At 45.7% G+C, this 21,390-nt stretch carries 15 protein-coding genes; 6 read left to right on the top strand and 9 right to left on the bottom strand.

Features of this window, described 5'->3' with window-relative positions:
* Positions 1-406 precede the first annotated feature (406 nt).
* From L8G48_RS11210 to L8G48_RS11190, 5 genes are read left to right on the top strand one after another with little or no spacing between them, the layout of a single operon-like run.
* Positions 407-2,479, top strand: coding sequence for a GGDEF domain-containing phosphodiesterase (locus L8G48_RS11210; RefSeq protein WP_248264702.1), 2,073 nt, complete (start codon positions 407-409; stop codon positions 2,477-2,479).
* Positions 2,480-5,740 (top strand): PAS domain S-box protein, encoded by a 3,261-nt coding sequence (locus L8G48_RS11205; protein WP_248264701.1) that lies wholly within the window; start codon positions 2,480-2,482, stop codon positions 5,738-5,740.
* Entirely contained in the window at positions 5,737-8,616 is a 2,880-nt protein-coding gene (locus L8G48_RS11200; RefSeq protein ID WP_248264700.1) for an ATP-binding protein, read from the top strand. Before L8G48_RS11205 ends, L8G48_RS11200 begins: the two co-directional genes overlap by 4 nt.
* A 17-nt stretch (positions 8,617-8,633) precedes the next feature.
* The gene (locus tag L8G48_RS11195) at positions 8,634-9,020 is read left to right on the top strand and encodes a response regulator (protein WP_248264699.1); all 387 of its coding nucleotides are present in this window, start codon (positions 8,634-8,636) and stop codon (positions 9,018-9,020) included.
* A complete protein-coding gene (locus L8G48_RS11190) occupies positions 9,013-10,710 on the top strand; it encodes a diguanylate cyclase (protein ID WP_248264698.1) in 1,698 nt (565 codons plus the stop codon). Before L8G48_RS11195 ends, L8G48_RS11190 begins: the two co-directional genes overlap by 8 nt.
* Before the next feature lie 102 nt (positions 10,711-10,812).
* On the opposite strand, the gene L8G48_RS11185 is transcribed toward L8G48_RS11190, so the two are convergent.
* The 9 genes from L8G48_RS11185 to L8G48_RS11145 form a co-directional block, all read right to left on the bottom strand.
* Positions 10,813-11,808, bottom strand: coding sequence for an efflux RND transporter permease subunit (locus L8G48_RS11185; protein ID WP_248264697.1), 996 nt, complete (start codon positions 11,806-11,808; stop codon positions 10,813-10,815).
* Positions 11,792-12,214, bottom strand: a complete 423-nt coding sequence (locus L8G48_RS11180; RefSeq protein ID WP_248264696.1) for an efflux RND transporter periplasmic adaptor subunit — start codon at positions 12,212-12,214, stop codon at positions 11,792-11,794. The genes L8G48_RS11185 and L8G48_RS11180 overlap by 17 nt, the downstream gene beginning before the upstream one ends.
* 12 nt (positions 12,215-12,226) lie before the next feature.
* The gene (locus L8G48_RS11175; protein ID WP_248264695.1) at positions 12,227-12,778 is read right to left on the bottom strand and encodes an efflux RND transporter periplasmic adaptor subunit; all 552 of its coding nucleotides are present in this window, start codon (positions 12,776-12,778) and stop codon (positions 12,227-12,229) included.
* 90 nt (positions 12,779-12,868) lie between these two features.
* Positions 12,869-13,726, bottom strand: a complete 858-nt coding sequence (locus tag L8G48_RS11170) for a VOC family protein (protein ID WP_248264694.1) — start codon at positions 13,724-13,726, stop codon at positions 12,869-12,871.
* Between the two features lie 10 nt (positions 13,727-13,736).
* Complete coding sequence (arsB, locus tag L8G48_RS11165) at positions 13,737-14,759, bottom strand: ACR3 family arsenite efflux transporter (protein WP_248264865.1); 1,023 nt, start codon at positions 14,757-14,759, stop codon at positions 13,737-13,739.
* A gap of 82 nt (positions 14,760-14,841) precedes the next feature.
* Complete coding sequence (locus L8G48_RS11160) at positions 14,842-15,180, bottom strand: metalloregulator ArsR/SmtB family transcription factor (RefSeq protein ID WP_248264693.1); 339 nt, start codon at positions 15,178-15,180, stop codon at positions 14,842-14,844.
* A gap of 160 nt (positions 15,181-15,340) precedes the next feature.
* Positions 15,341-15,988: a cupin domain-containing protein gene (locus tag L8G48_RS11155; protein WP_248264692.1), complete on the bottom strand. Its 648-nt coding sequence runs from the start codon at positions 15,986-15,988 to the stop codon at positions 15,341-15,343.
* A gap of 98 nt (positions 15,989-16,086) precedes the next feature.
* On the bottom strand, positions 16,087-17,172 hold the full coding sequence (locus tag L8G48_RS11150; protein ID WP_248264691.1) for a DUF2891 domain-containing protein: 1,086 nt from the start codon (positions 17,170-17,172) through the stop codon (positions 16,087-16,089).
* A gap of 32 nt (positions 17,173-17,204) precedes the next feature.
* Complete coding sequence (locus tag L8G48_RS11145) at positions 17,205-19,364, bottom strand: S9 family peptidase (RefSeq protein ID WP_248264690.1); 2,160 nt, start codon at positions 19,362-19,364, stop codon at positions 17,205-17,207.
* A gap of 342 nt (positions 19,365-19,706) precedes the next feature.
* On the opposite strand from L8G48_RS11145, the gene L8G48_RS11140 reads away from it, so the two are divergent.
* A partial coding sequence (locus L8G48_RS11140; RefSeq protein WP_248264689.1) for a retention module-containing protein occupies positions 19,707-21,390 on the top strand: 1,684 nt, incomplete at its 3' end.

Here is a 21,390-nt window from a genome sequence, read left to right as displayed (position 1 = left end):
TCATTTTGTTCTAGTATATAAAGGAGTGATCCTAAGGCGTGTTGATCTTTCCTGATTAGATTTTGTTCCTTCTGGCGGCGTTTTGATCGCGAAACGAGGAATGAAGTTTAATTATTCTAAATAAGCGACGAGTGACAAAGAGCAAAGTGCCGCCAGACGAACCCTTCGGGCAGCACTTGGCTGACATTTCTACGGCGTTATCGCTTGTTCATGTAGAATAACGACACATCACAAGCTCTGCCTTGTATAAATATCAGCCAAGCTGCTGAAAAAGCAGTCAGCAAAGATCAACACGCCCTAAAATTTTAGAATGCATTATTCGTCGGGTTTGGCTTTACCAAGAAACGTTACAGGTGAAAATTATTGAATTCAGAACAGTTTGGCTCAGCTGCAAGGGCAGTAAAATATGACGAACAATTTTAACTGGCCGGTGTCTGCAAAGCAGCTTTTAGAAAAAACCGAAAACCTTACTAAGAGTGGCTCCTGGTGTATAGACGTAGAAGCAAATACGCTGTTTTGGAGTCTGCATACCTATGAACTCTTTGAGCGCTCCTCCCATGAGCCGCCATCTGTCGATGAAGCGGTTAAATATTATTGCTCCCCTTACGATCAAATTATTTTGGATGCTATTGATAATGCGGTTGAAAAAAGCAAACCCTGGTGCCTGAAAGCTCAGGTTATCACTGAAAAGGGCACCACAAAGTGGATAAAAACGTGTGGTTCAGTGTTTGAAAGTGTCGCGGGTAAGACTTTCCTGTTTGGTTCAATACAAGACATTTCATCCAGTCACGCAAACTTAACGGAGCTTGAACGACAAACGGTCGCCCTTAATACAATTCTGGATAATCTGGTTGATGGCGTCATAACCATTGATAGTAAGGGTATTATACAAGGCTTTAGCAAACCCGCTGAACGGATATTCGGCTACCAGGCAAGCGATGTTATTGGCACAAATGTAAAAATATTAATGCCGCAGCCTTACCGGCGCGAGCATGACCAATACCTTAAAAATTACAACAAGACCGGTAAAAAAAAGATAATTGGTATTGGCCGGGAAGTCATCGGAGCACGCAAAGACGGCAGTACTTTCCCGATTGAGTTAGCAGTGTCAGAAACGGATACACCCAATGGCAAGCGTTTTATTGGCATGGTGCGTGATATTACGCAGCAAAAAAAAGCAGCGGAAAAGATAGAGTTTTTATCTCATTATGACGAATTAACCCGGCTGCCGAACCGTACTCGGTTGATAGAGCAAGTGGAAACCTGGGGGGCGGAGGCAAAAATAACGGTAGCCTGTATTAATATTGATTATTTCAGACGAATAAACTCAGTGTTAGGTGAGTCTGTCGGGGATGAGGTTTTAGCTGTTGTTGCCGAAAGAATTAAATTGAACGTAGATGCTAACGCGCTGTTAGCGAAAGACCTGGCTGACAAATTTATTGTTGCATTTACTCATGCGCACTGTCCTGAGCAGGCATCTCTTGCTCAAATTCAGTCTTTACTGCCATTAATGCGAGAGCCGGTACAAACCAGTCATAGCCACAAGATACATGTGACTGTCAGCATTGGTATTGCAACGTTAAATAAGGGAACAAACTCGAACCATGCGTTAGTTAACGCCGAATCTGCGTTAGCCAGTGCGAAAGCACAGGGCAGAAATCGACTCAGTATTTACCAGGAGTTGATGCAGTCCAATTTACAACATGACTATGCGCTGGAAACCGCGCTCCACAATGAGTTGGAGTGCATCGACACCGGTTGTGAGACTGGGCTTAAGTGCTGGTTACAGTCAAAGGTAGGCAGGGATTATAAAACGCTTGGTGCTGAGGCCTTAATTCGTTGGCAACTCGGTGACCGAATGGTGCCGCCCGACGAGTTTATTCCACTGGCGGAGCAGTTAGGGCTTATTGTCCCAATTGGTCATTGGATGTTAGAGCAGGTTGCTCAAGTCATAAAAGAAACAAATAAGCCTGTGGCTATCAATGTCAGCCCCAAGGAGTTTTTACATGAGGGTTTTACGGCTCAAATATTCGAGACGATGAATCGCGTGGGCGCGCCAACAGAGCGCTTAATTATTGAGATAACAGAAAATCTGCTGCTTCAACAGCATCAGAAGGTTCTGAGTATTATGAAAACGCTTGACCAGGCCGGTGTTAAATTCTCAATTGATGACTTTGGTACCGGGTATTCGAATCTTAGCCGCTTACAATGGCTGCCGGTTTCGGAATTAAAAATTGATAAGGAATTCATACAAAGCGCATTCGAGAGTGAGCGAGACCGTAATTTATTAGATTCGATTATTTTAATGGCAAAGCAAATGAGGGTATCCATTGTTGCTGAAGGCGTAGAGACCGGTTTGCAAGCGACTTACCTGAAAGATAGCGGCGTAGATTTACAACAAGGCTTTTATTTTCACAAACCTCAACCAGAAAAAGATTGGATAAAAAATATAACGTCATCTAAATCACGGGGTGCGTAAATGAAACCAGCAGGTGTTTCAGGCAATGAAGCCGAGCGTTTAAAAGCTCTTCAAGAAGCCGGGTTGCTAGATTCGGCGGCTGAAGAGCGGTTTGATCGGCTCACCCGTATTGTGCAAAGAGCGCTCAATATACCTATCGCACTCATTTCGCTGGTTGATGAAAACCGGCAATGGTTTAAATCTCGTCAAGGTTTACTCGCAGCAGAAACGCCTCGTGATGTTGCTTTTTGTGCCTACACTATTTTAAAAGATGAGTTGTTTGAAGTTCGCGACACCCTCAATGATGAACGTTTTGCCGATAACCCCCTGGTGGTTGGTGAACCGAACATCCGGTTCTATGCAGGGTATCCGCTAAACAGTAAAAATGGGCATCGCATTGGTACGTTATGTATTATTGATACCAAACCCCGGACACTTTCTGATGAAGATAAAATACTGCTTAAAGACCTTGCTGATGCGGTTCAGCAAGAAGTATGGGTGAGTGAGCAGCAAGAAGAGCTAGCGAAAAGCAAACAACGATTACTGTCTATTTTAGAAGGCACCAATGTCGGTACCTGGGAGTGGAATGTTCAAACCGGTGAAACGGTTTTTAATGAGCGTTGGGCCGATATTGTCGGTTACACGCTGAGTGAGCTTCAGCCCCTATCTATCGACACCTGGGTAAACCTCGCTCATCCCGATGATTTCGAAGCGTCAGCAGAACTATTACAAAAACATTTTAATGGTGAGTTCGCTTTCTATGATTTTGAAGCACGTATGCGCCATAAAGACGGGCACTGGGTTTGGGTGCATACCCGAGGTCGTTTGGTATCCAGAACAAAAATGGGTGAGCCCTTGCTTATTTCCGGTACCCACGAAGATATCACCAAACAAAAAGTAACAGAGCAAAAAGTCGAGTCTCAAAAACAATTTCTGGAAAATATTTTTAATAGCAATGTCGTTGCTTTTTTTGTTCTGGATGCGAAAGGGCAGTTTGTCTATGCAAATAGCGAAGCAATTAAAGTACTCGGTCTGAAAAGCAACGATGCGCCGGATAAAACAAATGCAACGTTTGATGATCCGCGTTGGAGAATTACTCAGCTTGACGGCAGTTATTATCCTCCCGAACAGTTGCCTTTTGCCGTAGTACGGAAAACAGGTGAAGCCGTAAAAAATGTGCAACATGCTATTCACTGGCCGTCCGGGGAGTGGAAAGCGGTTTCGGTCAATGGTGCACCACTTATTAATAATGAAGAACTGCAGTATGTGTTTGCTGTGCGCGATATAACCGCACAGGTGAAAAGTAAGCAGGCTCTAAAAGCCAGCGAAGCGCAGTTTCGTTCGCTGGTTGATAATATTCCGGGCGTGACTTATCGCTGCCTATACGATGAGCATTGGACGATGCTTTATATGAGTGACAAAGTCGATCCTCTGTCCGGCTACCCAGCTACTGACTTCATTAAAAATAATGTTCGCAGTTATGACAGTGTCATTCACCCTGATGATAAAAAGCGGCTGGAACAAGCTGTTGCCGACGCTATTGAGACTGATCACGAATGGTTGCTGGAATACAGAATATTGCATCGCGATGGCAGTATTCGTTGGGCTCAGGAAAAAGGACGAGCCATAAAACAGGGCGCCGGAGACGTTGACTATTTCGATGGCTTTATTCTGGACATCACTCAGGAAAAGCGAAATCAACAAGAGTTAGAAAAGCAACTTGCTGCATTTAAAGCGCTTAACCGTATTGCTTCGCTTTCACCTGAGGAACCGTTAAAGCGCATTTCTCAAGGACTAAAATTAGCCTGCGACTACTTAAAGCTTGAACTGGGTATTGTCAGCCGGGTAGAAAATGAACAATACCAAATTATTGCTTATAACGCGCCAGATGAGACTGAACTGGAAGCCGGCCAACAATTTCCGCTCGGCGAAACCTATTGTGACATTGTACTGTCGGCAAACAAAATTATTGCCATACACCATATGATTTCGTCAGAGTTCCGTCAGCACCCTTGTTATGACACTTTTGGTCTTGAATCTTATATTGGTCTTCCTATTGAAGTAAACGGCGAACGCTTTGGTACGCTGAACTTTTCTTCTGCTAAGGCCAGAAACGAGCCTTTTAAAGAGACCGAAAAACAGTTCTTAAGTCTGTTGGCGCGTTGGGTGTCTACCACACTGGCGTTTAAGCAGAAAAACGAGGCGCTGGAAAACAGTGAAAGTCGTTTGCGGGGGCTTTTTGAATTATCGCCCATTGGTATTGCATTAAACGACTATGAAACCGGCCAGTTCGTCGATTTAAATGAAGCACTTTTAGCGCCGACCGGGTATACCCGTGACGAGTTTGTCACCCTCAGTTATTGGGATATTACGCCGCGTGAGTATGAGCAAGAAGAAATAAAGCAACTTGCGTCTTTAGCAGAATTCGGGCGTTTTGGGCCTTTCGAAAAAGAGTATATTCGCAAGGACGGCCGTCGTTATCCGGTGTTATTAAATGGCATGATTGTGTATGACGATCAGGGGCGAAAATTAATCTGGTCGATTATTGAAGATATTTCTGAGCGTAAGCGTAATGAGGAAATAAAAAACCAATTTGTCTCAACCGTCAGCCATGAACTTCGAACCCCCATAACAGCAATTACGGGCTCACTGGACTTATTATTGGGCAGTGCTGCGGGTGATATACCGGCCGCCGCAGTTGAAATGATAGAAATAGCGAAAAAGAACAGTGTCCGGATGAATTTATTAATTAACGATATTTTGGATCTGGAGAAACTGCTGGCGGGCAAAATGGATATGCAATTTGAAACGTTGGCAGCAGCTTCATTGTTGCACGGTATTATAGAAAGAAATGAGCCCTATGCCCAACGTTACCAGGTGAAATTGCATCTGGCCCCGGTAAGTCCGGAACTTCTTATTCGTGTCGATGCGCAACGATTCGAACAAGTTACTACCAATTTATTGTCAAACGCGGTTAAATTTTCACCGAAGAATGGCTCTGTATCGGTCACCGCCGAAGCGGTTGGCAAGTACGTGCGTATAGCCGTAAAAGACCGCGGAGAGGGTATTCCTGACGACTTCCAGCCGAGAGTTTTTGAAAAGTTCGCCCAGGCGAATTCAAGCAATACCCGCACAACAGGGGGAACCGGTTTAGGTTTATCAATATGCAAAGAAATTGTTGAAGGCTTAAATGGCAGTATCGATTTTACCACCAGTGATAAAGGCACCGAGTTTTTCGTTCTATTACCGAAAGTAATAGCCAGTAGTGGTGATAAAAAATGAGTGATCTGCAACCTCAAATAATAAAAACAAACTGGCCTAAACTTATTGCCGTTACTGTATTTATTGGTGTGATAGGCATCGCTGAGTATGTTATTAGGGACTACCAGAGTTATCAAAAATACCAAACTGAGATCGCTACAACGGAACTTGCAAACAGGATAAAGTCGCAACTTGAAACCGAACTTTACGGAGCCACTTTTTTAACACGTGGCATTGAGGCCTATGTAAGAGCCCGAAAGGGAAATATTGTTGCAGAAGAAATTAACTCAATGCTGCAACAGGTTTACCAGTTCAGTCCTTACTTTCGGAATATTGGTATTGCGCCCAATAATGAACTGCGTTGGGTTATGCCGGCTGAAGGAAATGAGGCCGCAATAGGACTGCGTTATGAGCAAATACCCGCACAATGGACCGATATTAAAAAGATCATTAACTCAGGTCAGGCAAAGTTGTCCGGTCCTCTCGAGTTAGTGCAAGGCGACCTTGGTCTTATATATCGCTCACCCTTGTATATTGATGAGACCTACTGGGGGCTGATAAGTGCTGTCATTGATGCCGAAAGTTTATTCCAGTCGCTTATTAAAGAAGTTAAAGAGGCTGGCAGTTCTGCAAGGCTGGGGTTAAGGCATGTTAATAATCGCGTAAGTCCTGCTGAAATATTTTTGGGGGACGCATCCATTTTTAACGCTGCCAAGGTAACCACGAAGGTGGATGTTCCGGGTGGCGAATGGCAGCTCGCTATTACAACCGATAATGTTTTTCCGAATCTTTGGCCGGTTCGTATCCTCGTTTGGTGTTTATCCTTTCTGGGGGTTCTGGGACTTTTCTATTTAACCCGGCAGATATATCAGCGGCGACTGCTGAATTCACTGGCAACCGAAGTTGAGGTTCGAACCCAGGAAGTGACTGCGGTTAATAATAAGCTAAGCCATGTTCTGAATGCCGCCAGTGAAACAGCTATTATTGCGACAGACAAAAACGGCCTTATAAATGTCTTTAATCGCGGTGCGGAGCGCATGTTGGGATACTCGGCACAAGAAGTGGTTAATGAAAAAACGCCTGCCATTTTTCATGATCCAGAAGAAGTCAAAGAAAAAGGCGAGCGGCTGACTCAGAAGCTGAAGAAAACCATCTCTGGCTTTTCCGTTTTTACCGCCATTCCCGATATTGAAGGCTCGGAAAAAGACAACTGGACCTATCTATCGAAAACAGGCGAGCGGATTCCTGTTGAATTAACAGTTACACGAGAGTTTGACAATAACGGCAACGCCGTTGGCTACTTAGGTTTAGCGAGCAATGTCAGTCGGCAACTTCGTGATCAGCAAGTGCTGCGGGAGTTAAAAGAGCGCTTAGAGTCTGCTACCCGAGTGGCTAACTTAGGTGTCTGGGAACTGAACCTTAACAACAAAGCTATACTGTGGAATAAACAGATGCATGAGCTTACCGGCGTTGCCTCAGAGAGCTTTGACGCTCACTATTCGAGCATGGAACGAGTTTTCTACCCACAGGAAAAGCAGGAATTTAGCGAGTTTTTGGCAAAACTGACTGAAAAAGCTAACAAGAGGGAACCGTTTCGTGACGATCCGCCTCCGCTGGAAACAACGTTTCGGATTATTAAAGACGATACCGGAGAGCTCCGTTGGTTAAAAGGCCACGCGATTATTCAGTGCAATGAAATGGGTGTGCCCGAATCTATGCTGGGTACTGTATTGGATATATCCGAACTGGTATTTGCGCGAGAAGCGGCAGAGCAGGCGGGGCGATTGAAGTCACAGTTTTTATCCACCGTTAGTCATGAATTACGAACGCCGCTTTCCGTTATTTCTGGCGCCCTGTCGTTAATGTCTCTGGAGTCTGACAGTTTCTCTGAGGAAACTCAGGGGGTGCTCGATTTAGCCAGTCGAAATAGTCAGCGTTTAACATTACTCATTAATGACTTACTCGATATCGAAAAAATGACATCGGGCAAAGTGTCGTTGAAAATTTTAGAATTTGAAGTGGCAGACTTGGTTAAAAAAGCCGTAGCAGAAAACCAGGGGTACGCCCAGCAGTACGGAGCTAAAATTCAGCTTGATAATCACTTATCAAAACCAGCCACTGTTGCCGTCGATGAGCTTCGGTTTATGCAGGTGCTGACGAATTTGCTGTCAAATGCGGCTAAGTTTTCTCCTGCTGGTGACATTATTCAGGTCAAACTATCGACACATGAAGGTACCGTATTAATTGACGTTATTGATCATGGAACGGGTATTCCGGAGCTTTTTCAGGAAAAAGTATTTGAACCATTTTCGCAAGCTGAATCTTCAGACTCACGTGGTAAAGGGGGGACCGGCCTTGGGTTGGCTATTACCAAAACCATTATTGAGCAAATGGGGGGTACTATCGGGTTTGAATCCAAACCTGATCATGAAACGCGGTTTTGGTTTTCCTTACCTATAGCGGTGGCAGACAATGACCGCGAGCACGACCCATTGGACAGTAAAGAGCAACACGTTGACAAGGTAAGCTCGGAAACTGAACTATTTAATAGGAATAAAGTATTACATGTAGAAGATTATGACGACTTTTCTACGATCATCACCGCCACTCTCAGAGACAAGTATGTAATCGACACTGCCCGCACTGTCGCTGACGCTGAGCGTATGTTAGCAATGCAGAAATACGATATTATGGTGTTAGATATTGCTTTACCAGATGGCTCCGGTTGGGAAGTTGTTGAACAAGCTCGTCGTTTAAACCCGGATATTAAGATCATTGTAACCTCTGACTACGAGGTTACATTCGAAGGAGCGAAAAAAGTAGATGCGGTGATGAGTAAAGCTACATTTACTCTTACTCAATTTATTGAGTTAATTGATTCGCTCTCTGGACGATAAACAGACTAGGAGACTCAATGTCTGATCTAAAACGTGTTCTATTAGTCGATGACGAACCTGACATTCAGGCAATAGCAAAGCTCTCGCTGGAAAAAGTTGGTGGGTTTACGTCGCTCATTTGCTCGTCCGGGCAGGAAGCTATCGACCGCATAACAGAATTTAAACCTGACATAGTACTGCTTGATGTGATGATGCCAGAGTTAGATGGTCCTCATACCTTGAAAAAGTTGCAGGAACAGGGGCTTGTGAAGGAAATACCAGTGGTTTTTTTTACGGCAAAAGTGTTAAGTTCGGAAGTTGATGAGCTCAAAGAATTGGGGGCTGAAGATGTTATCTCTAAACCTTTTGACCCGATGAAATTACCTTCTCAGCTGAGAGACATTTGGAGCCACATTAATGAGTAATCATGACGTATCAGATGAGCTACTGAATCAAATCGAAACTATTCGAGTTCAGTATAAACAGCGCCTGGTTGCGGACAGACGCAAGCTAAGTTCCATACTAAACGGTTTGACTACAGAGACCGTCGAACAATGCGTTGAAAACCTGCACCGTATTTTGCATTCAATGAGTGGGTCGGCCGGTACTTTTGGCTTTGAGGATGTCGGCACCGAGTCGCGGCGTATTGATGAAATACTGAAAAAAATCAGCACAGAGCAAACAAGTGAAAATAAGAACACTCTGGTACAGCTTATCAAAGACGAAGTTACCAGTTTTTGTGAATTATTGAGCTCAACTGAAATCCTTGAAGAACACAACACGACTCAGTCGTTGAGGGCTCGTTCGAGTAAAAGTCCGGCGCAGATCGATACCCCCGAACATGATGAAGACATTGAGGTTTGGTTAATTGAAGAGGATAAAACACTGGCGGAGCAGTTTTCCAAACAACTTGTTAACTTCAATTTTAAAATTCGTACCATTGAGTTAGGGCAAGCTTTGGAAGAAGCCGGGATAAAAGGATGGCCTGATGCAACTATTCTTGATATGGATGGCTATGACTTCAGTGAGCTGGTGGACACTAACAACGCTTTTTATGTCAAACATGAGAGTCCAGGTGGGCTTATCATGTTGTCCGAAAACGATGATTTTGAGCAAAGAATGAAAGCCGCGAAAGCGAGAGCTTTAAGCTTTATGAAAAAACCTGTCGCTTTTCCTGAGTTAATCGGTCATTTAGAAGTTGTATTAAACAGAAAAAAGGTTGAGCCGCCGCGAGTCATGCTAATTGATGATGACAAGGAGCTTTGTTCTTTATTGAAATTAGAATTAGAGTCTGAAGGGATGCGGGTTAATATCCTTAGTGACATTAAAAATATTATTCCAGAACTCGCTGAATTCAGGCCCGAATTGTTATTGCTTGATATGGAAATGCCCGATTATTCAGGTATCGATATTGCGTTATTGGTTCGTCAACATGTGCAGTTCGAAAGCCTTCCTATTGTTTATTTGTCGGCAGAGCAGGATATCGACAAGCAAGCGGAAGCTTTACTGTTCAATGCTGATGATTTCTTAGTTAAACCCATTTTGTACCAGCAGCTCATCTCCTCAATACGTTCCAGAATACAACGCGCAAGAGTTTTAAACCAATTAATTAGTAAAGATGGCTTGACCGGTTTATTAAAACACGCCGCTATTAAAGAACAGGCAGAGCTTGAGGTTAAGCGGGCACAACGGGAAGCAAGTCCGGTCTCAATTGTTATGCTGGACATCGATCATTTTAAACGGGTTAACGATACTTACGGGCACGCCACAGGTGATACCGTAATTGCTTCAGTTGCGACCCTTCTGCGTCACCGGCTCCGTTCAACCGATATTATCGGGCGCTATGGTGGTGAAGAGTTTATGGTAATTTTACCCAACACTCCGGAAACTGCGGCCTTTAAGGTCATCGATACGATAAGAAAAGTTTTCAGCGAAATGGAATTTGTTGCAGACGAAAATGTTTTCAACTGTACTTTTTCAGGTGGTTGTGTCTGCTCAGAAGATTTTAACAGTAACGTTAACGCTTCAGAACTAACTGAAGAGGCAGATAAAGCATTGTACTTAAGCAAGAACAATGGCCGTAACCGGGTTAGTAAGCGGGTACAGAACGTATAAAAAAGACTTTGTATTCAAAAAGTTCACGGGTGAGTCATGGGCGACCCATTATTAGAGTCGCCGTTGTTAATACCCATATGCGGTTTGATTTTCGGTGCCATCTTATGAAACCCGGTACCATAAAGCATAAAGTGCAGGCACAAATAACAGCGTTATAATTGTGCCTACGCTCACGCCGCCAATTAACACGTAAGCCAAAGGCCCCCAGAAACTGTCTAATGTCAGCGGAATAAAGGCCAGTACCGCAGCTAACGCGGTTAATAGGACGGGCCGTGCCCGTTGCACTGCCGCTTCAATAATGGCTTTTCGCTGGCTCATACCGTCAGCGAGATTATCACTGACCTGTTGAGTTAAAATCAGTGTGTTACGCATTAGAATACCGGCCAGGCCGATTAACCCCAGGGTCGAGACAAAGCCAAAGGGTTGATTAAACAGTAACAACGCAATAACCGCACCAATGAGACCCAGCGGTGCAGTGACAATGACCATAAAGGTACCGCTGAAGCTACGCATTTGTAGCATCACAAAAATCAGCATCAATGCCACCATCAGTGGCATTGATGCTCTGATTGACCCCTGCGCTTTTGCCGACTGCTCCTCGGTACCGCTTATCTGAACATCATATTGATAGGGCATATCGGCTCGCACCTGCTGCAAGTCAGCCCACAGGGCTTCGGTAATATCTTTCGGCTGAGCCCCCTCAATTTCGCTGTTAACGGCAAGCGACAATTGTCGGTTGTAGCGTTTTAGCACCGGGTCTTCAAATTCTACTTTGATATCCGCGACTTGTTGCAATGGCACCACATTGCCGGATTGCGTACGCAGCTCGATACGTGACAGGGCATCACGCTGTTGTGCCGCCTGTTGACTATGGTCAATGCCACTTGCTGAACCAATTGCTGTTAATGGAACGGTGCGCAGACCATCACGCAGCTGAGTAATACGCTGACCGTCCAGCTGCAGCTGAAGTTGTTGTGCAACGCCAGCGGGGGTTAATCCATGTTTGGCCAGTTCAGCATCACGCCAATTGAGTTTTAAGGCGTGCACTCGTTCGCTCCACTCCAGGTGCGGCGCAATGGTATTAGGATGTTTTTGCATTACTGCTAATAATCGCCTGATAGGTTTTTATTTTAACCACCTGTACCGGTTCCGTTACCGCGTTGCCCTCTCGTATTACCCAAACCCGAGCTCGCTCACCGCGCTCATCAAGGGCTGAAATTGGAATACTGAACAGATTATCCCGGTTGCTATTATTGCTTATCTCAACCGTTCCTAGCTGACCAAAAACAGCGCCCCTAGCCGTCTCGTCGAGCTGGTATCTAACCCGGCGGGTAAATGTTTGAGGATCCAGTGCGCCGGCCTGCGAAAAACGTGATAATGACACTTGTTGGTCGTCCAGTATCAGGCGTGCTTTTTCAGGTGCATTGAGAGCGCCGGGCAAATCAACCACCACTTGCATCGCGTTGCCATGCGCCAGTTGTATTACCGGTTGACCCGACCCCACAACCAATCCGGGTTAGGCGCTAACATCGACAGCAATACCTGCTTGTGGCGCAACCAGTTGCGTATAACTCAAAGCATTACTCGCCTGTCGTTGCTCCGACAGCGCTTGTTGAAGCCGTTGTTCAGCTGACTGATAAGCAACCTGATAGGCTTCTAACTGTTCCTGCCCAATGGCGCCTTCACGCAATAATTCTTTACCCCGGGTCAGGTCATTTTCAGCTTTTCGGTGGTTTTCCCGGCTGGCCTTTAATGTTGCGTCTGCGGCTTCTTTGCGTTCGATAAAGTCGGCATCATCAAGAACCGCTAAATGCTGGTCTGCTTTAACTTTGTCGCCAGGTTCAACAAGACGTTCGGCTATTATTCCAGCGACTCTGAACCCCAGCTTGGTTTTATAGCGGGGTTGTATGGTCCCGGTAAACTGATGCGCTTGCCGGTGTGGCTGCTCTACGGAGATAGTGGCAACAGCAAGTGGCTTATTTTTATCAGGCGACTGTGACTCAGAGCAGCCTGCCAAAATAACAGTCAAGCAGAGAATACCGGCCAGTCGGCTTATAGTGGTTTTCATAATGTTTCCAACCGTCTTTTTAAAAAAGTGTTTATTATCCAACCGGACGTTATCGTGCCGAAGTTCGCCTTTAAATTGTTGCTGGACTGCTTAATTTGCTGTTCCTTCAACCAAGAAAACCGGAAGCTCATCCTCAGGTTTCTGTGCAAGCTCTTCGGCGGTTAATCGAGCATAAATTTCAATTAAATTACCGTCGCTATCTTCCAACCACAATTCATGCAGGGGCGTTCCTTTCCATGTGGTTCTTGGCGGTTTTACTACGGTTGCGCCAAAGTCTTTTGACTTGAAAAACGCATCAACCACAGCCTGCTTACTATCAACCGCAATGCCTAAATGGTAAAGCGTGTCGTGATGTAATTCTTTGCCATCAGCCACAACGAGCACAAAGTTAACCTTGAGATCCTCGCGAATAAAGGTGGCATATCGGTGCGTCCATTCTTTTGGCCAAATATTCAACAACCACGCATAAAAGGCTGTGCTTTTGGCAAGATCTGAAACACGAATGCTGGCGTGGAATTCGGTAGACTCAATACTTTCGGGTACCGGCAATAATTCGTTTAACACCAAGATTCGCTGCTTGAGTTGGTCACGGACAGTGCGAAAGCGCTCGAGTATCTCTGCTTCATCATTTGAGCCAGCAGAGGGATCCGTCATTGGCCAGTGCAGTCGTTTTACGTCACCAAAAAAGGTTGGACAAACCTCCTCAGCACAAAGTGTTATCACTGTATCGACATCTTTAGTGTCAACATCCTCAATGTTTTTTGCGTACTGCTGGCTTATATCAATGCCAAGCTCTTCAATAACTGTTACCGCGTATGGATGAATACGTGATGGTGCACTTCCCGCACTTAGCACCTCAACTTCTTGAGGGAGGATTTCTCTGGCCAGAGCCTCGGCCATTTGACTACGGGCCGAATTTGAAACGCACAGGAATACTATTTTTTTCATAACTTATACCTCAAGTAGGGAAATGACCGCGCGTTTTATTCGCAATTCTCACCAGTGCAAGCATCAAAGGTACCTCCACTAAAACGCCAACCACGGTCGCTAATGCGGCACCGGATTGCAGCCCAAAGAGTGAAATGGCGACTGCGACAGCGAGTTCAAAAAAGTTACTGGCACCAATCATGCCTGCGGGGGCCGCGACATTATGTGGGACTTTCCATTTTTTAGCCCAACCATAGGCGATAAAGAAAACCAGAAACGTTTGAATAATCAACGGAATGGCAATCAGCACAATATGCAGAGGATTAGCAATAATGACATCGCCCTGAAAAGCAAAAAGCAGCACTAACGTAGCAATCAAGCCTATTGGCGTGATAGGTGCAATGCGTTTCATAAATACGCTGTTAAACCAATCGATACCGCGACGTTTAATAATAGTTTGTCTGACTAAAATACCGGCAGTTAGCGGAATAACGATATACAGAACCACTGATAAAATGAGCGTTTCCCAGGGTATCTGGATATTTGAAACACCGAGCAAAAGAACAACGATCGGCGCAAAGGCCACTAACATGATGAGATCGTTAATCGCAACCTGAACCAATGTATAGGCGGCATCACCGCGGGTGAGATAACTCCAGACAAAGACCATTGCGGTACAGGGGGCTGCCCCTAAGAGAATGGCTCCGGCTAAATATTGGCTTGCTGTGTCGTTTGCGAGAAAGGGCTCGAACACGACCATGAAAAAGAACCAGGCAATGGCAAACATGGTAAAAGGTTTAATCAGCCAGTTGACCGTGGTGGTAATGACAAGCCCTTTGGGCTGCCGGCGCACGCCCGCTATCGAGGTGAAATCAATCTGCAACATCATTGGGAAGATCATGGCCCAAATTAGTACAGCCACCGGTATGGATACCTGGGCGTATTCAAAACGCGACAGAGTTTCAGGTATTACCGGTGCAAATTGTCCCAGCAATACACCCGCAATAATGGCCAGCGCCACCCAAACTGATAGATAACGTTCAAACAGACCCATACCTTCAGTTGTTGAAGGCTCTTTTAATGCTTTACTCACAACAAAACTCCTTAAATTGAATGCAGATCCACGCCAGTCATTATTAGTCTTCGCTTACTGCTGTGTCGGTCGCTAACTGATTCTTCTTAAAGTCGGTAAATGCCTGCTCGAACTCGCTTTTATTATTGTCGAGCGTTGTTTTGATGACCTTGCGTGCCCAGTCTGGTAACTCAGGCGAAAACTTATAGTACATCCACTTACCCCGGCGCTCACTGATTAATAACCCACATTTACGTAATTGGCTCAGGTACTGGGAAGCTTTGGGCTGGTCAACATGAAGCGCATTGATTATTTCACAAACGCAGGCTTCTCCAGCTTCGTGTATCAGACAAAGGCAAGTTAATCGGTTGATATCCGATAGACATTTGTAAAACTGGATCATATTCATAAATAAAAATATAAAAAATTAAATATATAATAATTATTGCATGTATAGGGTTGGCATTCAACGCTAGTTAAGTATGCAATGATAGTAAGGGAAGCGATTTTTAACTGTCCGTGATAACAGATCGGTCCTGGGTTTGTAAGCTAATTTATCTTGGTTATCCCAAGTGCCCGGTCTTCACCCATATAATGGTTTCTTCATCAACAAAAGGGTGGTGTGTGCTCATATGCGGATTGCGCAACCAAGTGCCCTCGGGGTAGCGGCCATATTCGTCACAAAACTCGCCGGATAATACCAATATTTCTTCACCCCCCATATGCCGATGTGGTTTAAAAACCTCTTTGGCTGGCCACTTAACCAGTGCGATGTGTTCAGTGCCATGACTGTGTAACGGCATAACTTGCAGACCGCCCTGACCAGGCAGCCACTCAGTTTCATTGGTATTAACTCGCACCTGACTGGTATCGTCGAGTTGGAACTGATGCAGTTTGACCATTAGTTTGCAGCCTTTTTTGCTAAAGGGCGCATGTGAACTACCCGGGGGGTTACGGATGTAAGTGCCGGCAGGGTAATCTCCGTTTTCATCGGAGAAAATACCCTCAAGAACCAGTATCTCCTCGCCCCACGGATGCTCATGAGTTGTAAAAGAGGCACCGGGTTTATACTCGACAATACTGGTTGCACGACCTCGCTCTGCCTCTTCTCGTTCCAGTAACTTACGACGTACTCCCGACGCGGGGCTATCAATCCATTCTTGCTGGGTGGTTTCAATGATAACGCGTTTAGAGAAGTCTAAATTTAACATTAGAAAAGCCTTACATCCGTCGAAACAGTATTACATTTACGTAAGTTAGAGCGTTTATAGTTCACGCCCTAACTGAACGATGTCGGAAACCCCGGCAATTATTGCTGGGTCTGATTCAACGCCTGAATAGCAAAGCTGCCCAGCCAGTGACCGCCTTCGTAGCTGTCACCGATTAGGTTCGGGTAGGAATGTGCCATATGCTTATCGGCTATTTTGCGCAAATGCGCGTACTGTGGGAACTGATTAGCCAGCGCATAGAGGTTCCAGGCACGGCTGAAGTTCAAACCATCCAAATGCACTAATTTACCATCGGTTCTGTCGCCAACTTCACCGACGGCCAGGCTGAAGTCGGGGGCGGCCAGTTGCGGCATAAACTTCTCTAACCAGGTTAAAAACTTCTGCTCGGGTAAAACGCGCTGCATCAGGCCAATTTCTTCCAGGCAAGGTGAGAGAAAATCGTAGCCGCTGGGCTCCCAGCTTATCGGACAGTTTTTATCATCCAGGAAATAGTCCTTAGCGCGTTTAGCAATTAGCTGCTGCAACTCTTTATGTTCGCGGTTTACAGCGTAATCATAAGCGAAACTTAAGCCAAAGGCCGTATTGGTGTGCTCGCCTACACGCACCGGATAAACCAGCCTTGGTAAAAAGTTGATATAACGCTCAACGATTAAATCGGCCAGTGGTTGTAAGTTAGCTGCCAGCTCTTTGGCCTTAGGGTCTTGCCATGAATGCAGCTCGTCAGAGAGTTTTAGCAGCCAGGCCCAGCCGTAGGTGCGCTCAAAAGAGTCGTTAATGTCTTTACTAAAAAAGTCGACTTCACGTGCGACCTTGTCGGCGGTTAAATTACGTTTCAGCACAGCTTTTACCTGGTCTGCCTGCTCTAAGCCCGAAAACTGGCGTAGTAACGTGACTAATGACCAGTAGCCGTGTGCAGCACTGTGCCAGTCAAAGCAACCGTAAAAAACCGGATGTAGCGCGGATGGTTCTTTTAAGTCGTCGGCGCTACCCAATACAATGCCCGTTTTATAAGGATAGGGCGTTTCGACACAATGCAGTGGCAGAGCAACCAACTTATTTGCCTCGGACAGTGTCAGACTATGTGATGTTGTGTTGTCATCGGCCGCCTGAGTGAACAGGCTGACCGAGAGTAATAATGCGCTACTGATTATGCTGCGAATCTTCATAATATTGCCTCATATACTAGAGCTAACGCTGGCTACTCGTTTTCCAGTAAGTCCAGGAAAAAAGCGTATTCCAGCGCTGTATTTTTTAAACGTTTAAAGCGCCCGGAAACGCCGCCGTGACCCGCTTCCATTTCGGTTTTAAACACTAGCAGGTTGTCGTCAGTTTTATAATCTCTGAGCTTGGCAACCCATTTGGCTGGCTCGAAATACTGCACTTGCGAGTCGAACAGACCGGTAGTTACCAGCAGATTAGGATAGTCCTGAGCTTTAATCTGGTCATAAGGTGAGTAAGAAAGCATGTAGTCGTAAAAGATTTTCTCTTTCGGATTACCCCATTCATCGAATTCATTAGTAGTGAGCGGAATACTCTCATCCAGCATGGTAGTGACTACATCAACGAAAGGTACATGTGCTGCTACACCAAGGTATAACTCCGGAGCCTGGTTAATAACGGCACCCATCAACAGCCCGCCGGCACTACCGCCCATAGCAAAGACTTTATCCTTAGCACCATAACCTTGCTCAACCAGCGCTTGAGTGACATCGACAAAGTCATTAAAAGTATTTTGTTTCGTGAGCTTTTTGCCATCTTCATACCAAGGGCGGCCAAGCATTTGCGAGCCGCGAATATGAGCAGTAGCAAAGACAAAGCCTCTGTCCAGCAGACTTAGACGGTTGCTGCTAAAGCTGGGTTCTGAAGTGGAACCGTAAGAACCGTAACCGTATTGATAAAGTGGGTTGGTACCGTCTTTTTTGAACGTGTCTTTACGATAAACCAGTGTAACCGGCACCTCAGCACCGTCGCGGGCGGTAATAAATAACCGCTCGGAAGCGTAATTTTCAGCTTTGAAATTGCCCAGTACCGGCTCTTGTTTTAACAGCGTTTTATCCAGGTTGCTAAGGTCTACATCATAGTGGCTGCCCGGGGTCGTCATACTGGTGTAGTAAAGTCGCAGAGCAGGGTTGGATTCGTTATTGCCGTACAGATAAAGCGTATAAGCTTTGTCGCGAAAAGAGAGTTCCTGTTCGTCACCCGTGTTCAGGTTACGCACAAATACCTGAGTCTGGCCGCGCTGGCGCTGCTTATAAACCAGGTGCTGGTCAAATAATTCAATGTCTTCGAGGCGAGTATCTGCTTTATGAGGAAGCACTTCTGCCCAGTTTTGTTTCTCGCCCAGTTGGTCAGCACTCACCCTCATCAGGCGAAAGTTCACCGCCTCTAAATTAGTCAGCACATAATACTCATCGTTATGTTTGGCGATGCTGTATTCCAGCCCGTCTTCTCTTGGCACAAATTCAACCGGCATGGCATTAGGGTCGTTGGCATCAATGAGGGAAACCGCTTTTGACTCCGTGGCGTCGTGGATAATGTAAATTTTTGAGTCGTCTTTGCTTTTGCTGATACCGGTATAAAAGGTGGTGTCCTGCTCCTCGTAGACCAGTTTGTCTTGTTGCTGCTCGGTGCCGAGTTTATGACGATACACCTGATAGCCCAACAGAGTTTCTGGGTCTTTTTTTATGTAGTAAAAATACTGCCCATTGTTGCCCCAGACAATATCGCCTGACGTATTGGTTATCCGCTCCGGTAGTAATTCGCCGGTCGTCATATCTTTCAGTTTAATCTCGTACATACGCCGGCTGACGGTATCTTCACTGTATGCAAGAATGGCATCGTCCGGGCTAACGGCTAGACTGCCTACGGAATAATAATCCTGGCCTTTGGCAAGCTCGTTAACATTCAACAAAATTTGCTTATTGGTGCCTGAAAAATCTTTGCTGCGCACGTAAATTGGGTATTCGTTATCGCCCTGCATTTCTGTGGAATAATAGTATTTGCCGTCTCGTACCGGTACGGAATTATCATCCTTGGCAATACGATTTTTCATTTCTTCAAATAATTGCTGCTGGCGACTTTCGGTGTGAGCCAGCATTTTCTCGGCATATTCATTCTCGGCTTCAAGATAGGCCAGTACTTTGGGGTCCTTGCGGTCATCATCGCGCATCCAATAATAATTATCGATGCGGGTATCGTCATGAATGGTCATTTCATGAGGGATTTTTTTTGCAACTGGTGCTTTTATGTTTTCCAAAGAAGCGGACGTGGTTGTTTTAGTGTTTTGATTTGTTGGAGAACAAGCCTGGAGTAACGCAGCACTTAATAAAGCAATATAAAAGGGGTGAAGTTTTTTCATGTCGGGCTCATATTTAGGGTTGTTATTTTTAGCTAGAATGATGTTAACAAAGTTGTTAATTGTTAGCTATATTGGAAGAGTTCTTTTAACCCAATTACCCCCACGCTTGTATCCGTTTTTTCTCGCTGTTTCCCGAGCGCTAGGGATTCTAGCTTTAACCGTAAGGTCAGTGAGGGGTGGGTAAGTGCGGCCGATCAACCATGACTAAATCCAGTTATCATGAGATAAAATCTTGTAGCTTTAGTTTATACCAGCTAAAAACTGGACCTGGGTACAATAGGATTTAGTTGTAAACTTGTTAACGTTAACGTCAGTAGTTCCCCAATTTAATCGAGGCATATAATGATAGCTACAATTGTTCGCATTGAAGGTAATGTTCAAGTTCAGCGCGCAGATGGATCCATAGAAAACCTGGCCGTTGGTGACCAGCTTTTTCAAGGCGACGTGGTTCTGACGGAAAGCAACAGTAATGTCGTGCTGGAATACCCCAATGACGAACAAGTTTTGGTTCAAGGTGGTGCGAGTTTTGCAATTACTCGTGAGCAATTGCCGGACGATTCAGTTGATGATCTAGAGTTTATTGCTGATGAAAGTAGCGCAGATGACATTCTTAATGTTCTGGATGAAACAGATGGGGATCTGTTAGAGCAATTTCAGGCGCCTGCCGCTGGTAATGCCGCAGTGGGTGGAGACACAGGCAGCAACTTTGTTCGTCTTGCGCGTGTTTTAGAAACGGTTTATGACACACCGGTTGGTTTGACGCCGGTAGAAATTACAGGCGCTGATATCACAGCGGCAGCAGCAGAGCAGCCTGACCCCGGTGTTGTTTCTCCCGGTACGATTAACTTAACTGCAGAATATGATCAGGGAGGCTCAGGCCTGAGCCTGAGTGGAACAACGACCAACCTGCCCCCCGCAAGCACTGTTTCCCTGTTATTGACCGATTCGCAAGGGAATCAATTGACTCTTACAACAACGATTAATGCCGATGGAAGCTTTTCTGTTTCGAGTGTTGACCTCATCTCTTTGAACGACGGCGATATAACAATTGAAGCCTCCGCTGTTGATGTAACCGGTGAAACCATTACCGACAGTGACAATGTGGTAGTTGATGAAACTCAAGGTAACCTGACAGTTGAAAGTGAAGTGACTGACGGCACTATCACCGTGTTCGGCAGTTCGGTCGATATGGCCGAAGGCACGGAAGTGGCGATTACCATTACTGACGCTAACGGCGATACGGTTACGGTAACCGCAACTGTGGATGCTAACGGTAACTACACCACCAATGCTGATATCTCCGGCCTGGTCGACGGCGACTTAACGGTTAACGCTGTTGCGAATGACAACAACGGCACCGAGCAGACCGCTGCCACTAACGATGAATTAGACAATGTTGAGGGCAGCCTGAGTGTTGCCGGCGAAGCTGATGGCGGAAATCTGAGCTTGTCGGGTACGTCTTCGGACTTACCGGAAGGCACGGAAGTGGCCATTACCATTACCGACGCGAACGGTAACACGGTTGAAACCACAGCAACGGTCGATGCCAACGGCAACTATACCATTGATGCCGACGTGTCTGGCCTGGTTGATGGACAGTTAACCATTGATGCGTCTGCGACGGATAATAACGGTGATGAAGTCACGGCGAATGATACAGCCGAGCTGGATAATGTGGCGGGTGATCTAACGGTAGCCAGTGAGGTTACCGACGGCAATATTACGGTATCGGGTACTTCCACCGATATGGCCGAAGGTACAGAAGTGACCATTACAATCACCGATAAGAACGGTGACAGCGTTGAAACCACGGCAACTGTTGCAGCAGATGGTACCTATACGGTTGATGCCGATATCTCCGGCCTGGTGGATGGTGAGTTAACCATCAATGTTGCCGCCGAAGATAACAACGGTACTGAACAGACGGCTTCCACTAACGATGAATTAGACAATGTTGAGGGCAGCCTGAGTGTTGCCGGCGAAGCTGATGGCGGAAATCTGAGCTTGTCGGGTACGTCTTCGGACT

The organism is Idiomarina aminovorans (genome assembly GCF_023155095.1).
In the GTDB taxonomy this organism is placed as follows: domain Bacteria; phylum Pseudomonadota; class Gammaproteobacteria; order Enterobacterales; family Alteromonadaceae; genus Idiomarina; species Idiomarina aminovorans.
The sequence above is the reverse complement of the archived record's forward strand: the minus strand, read 5'-3'. Positions and strand labels throughout refer to the sequence as shown.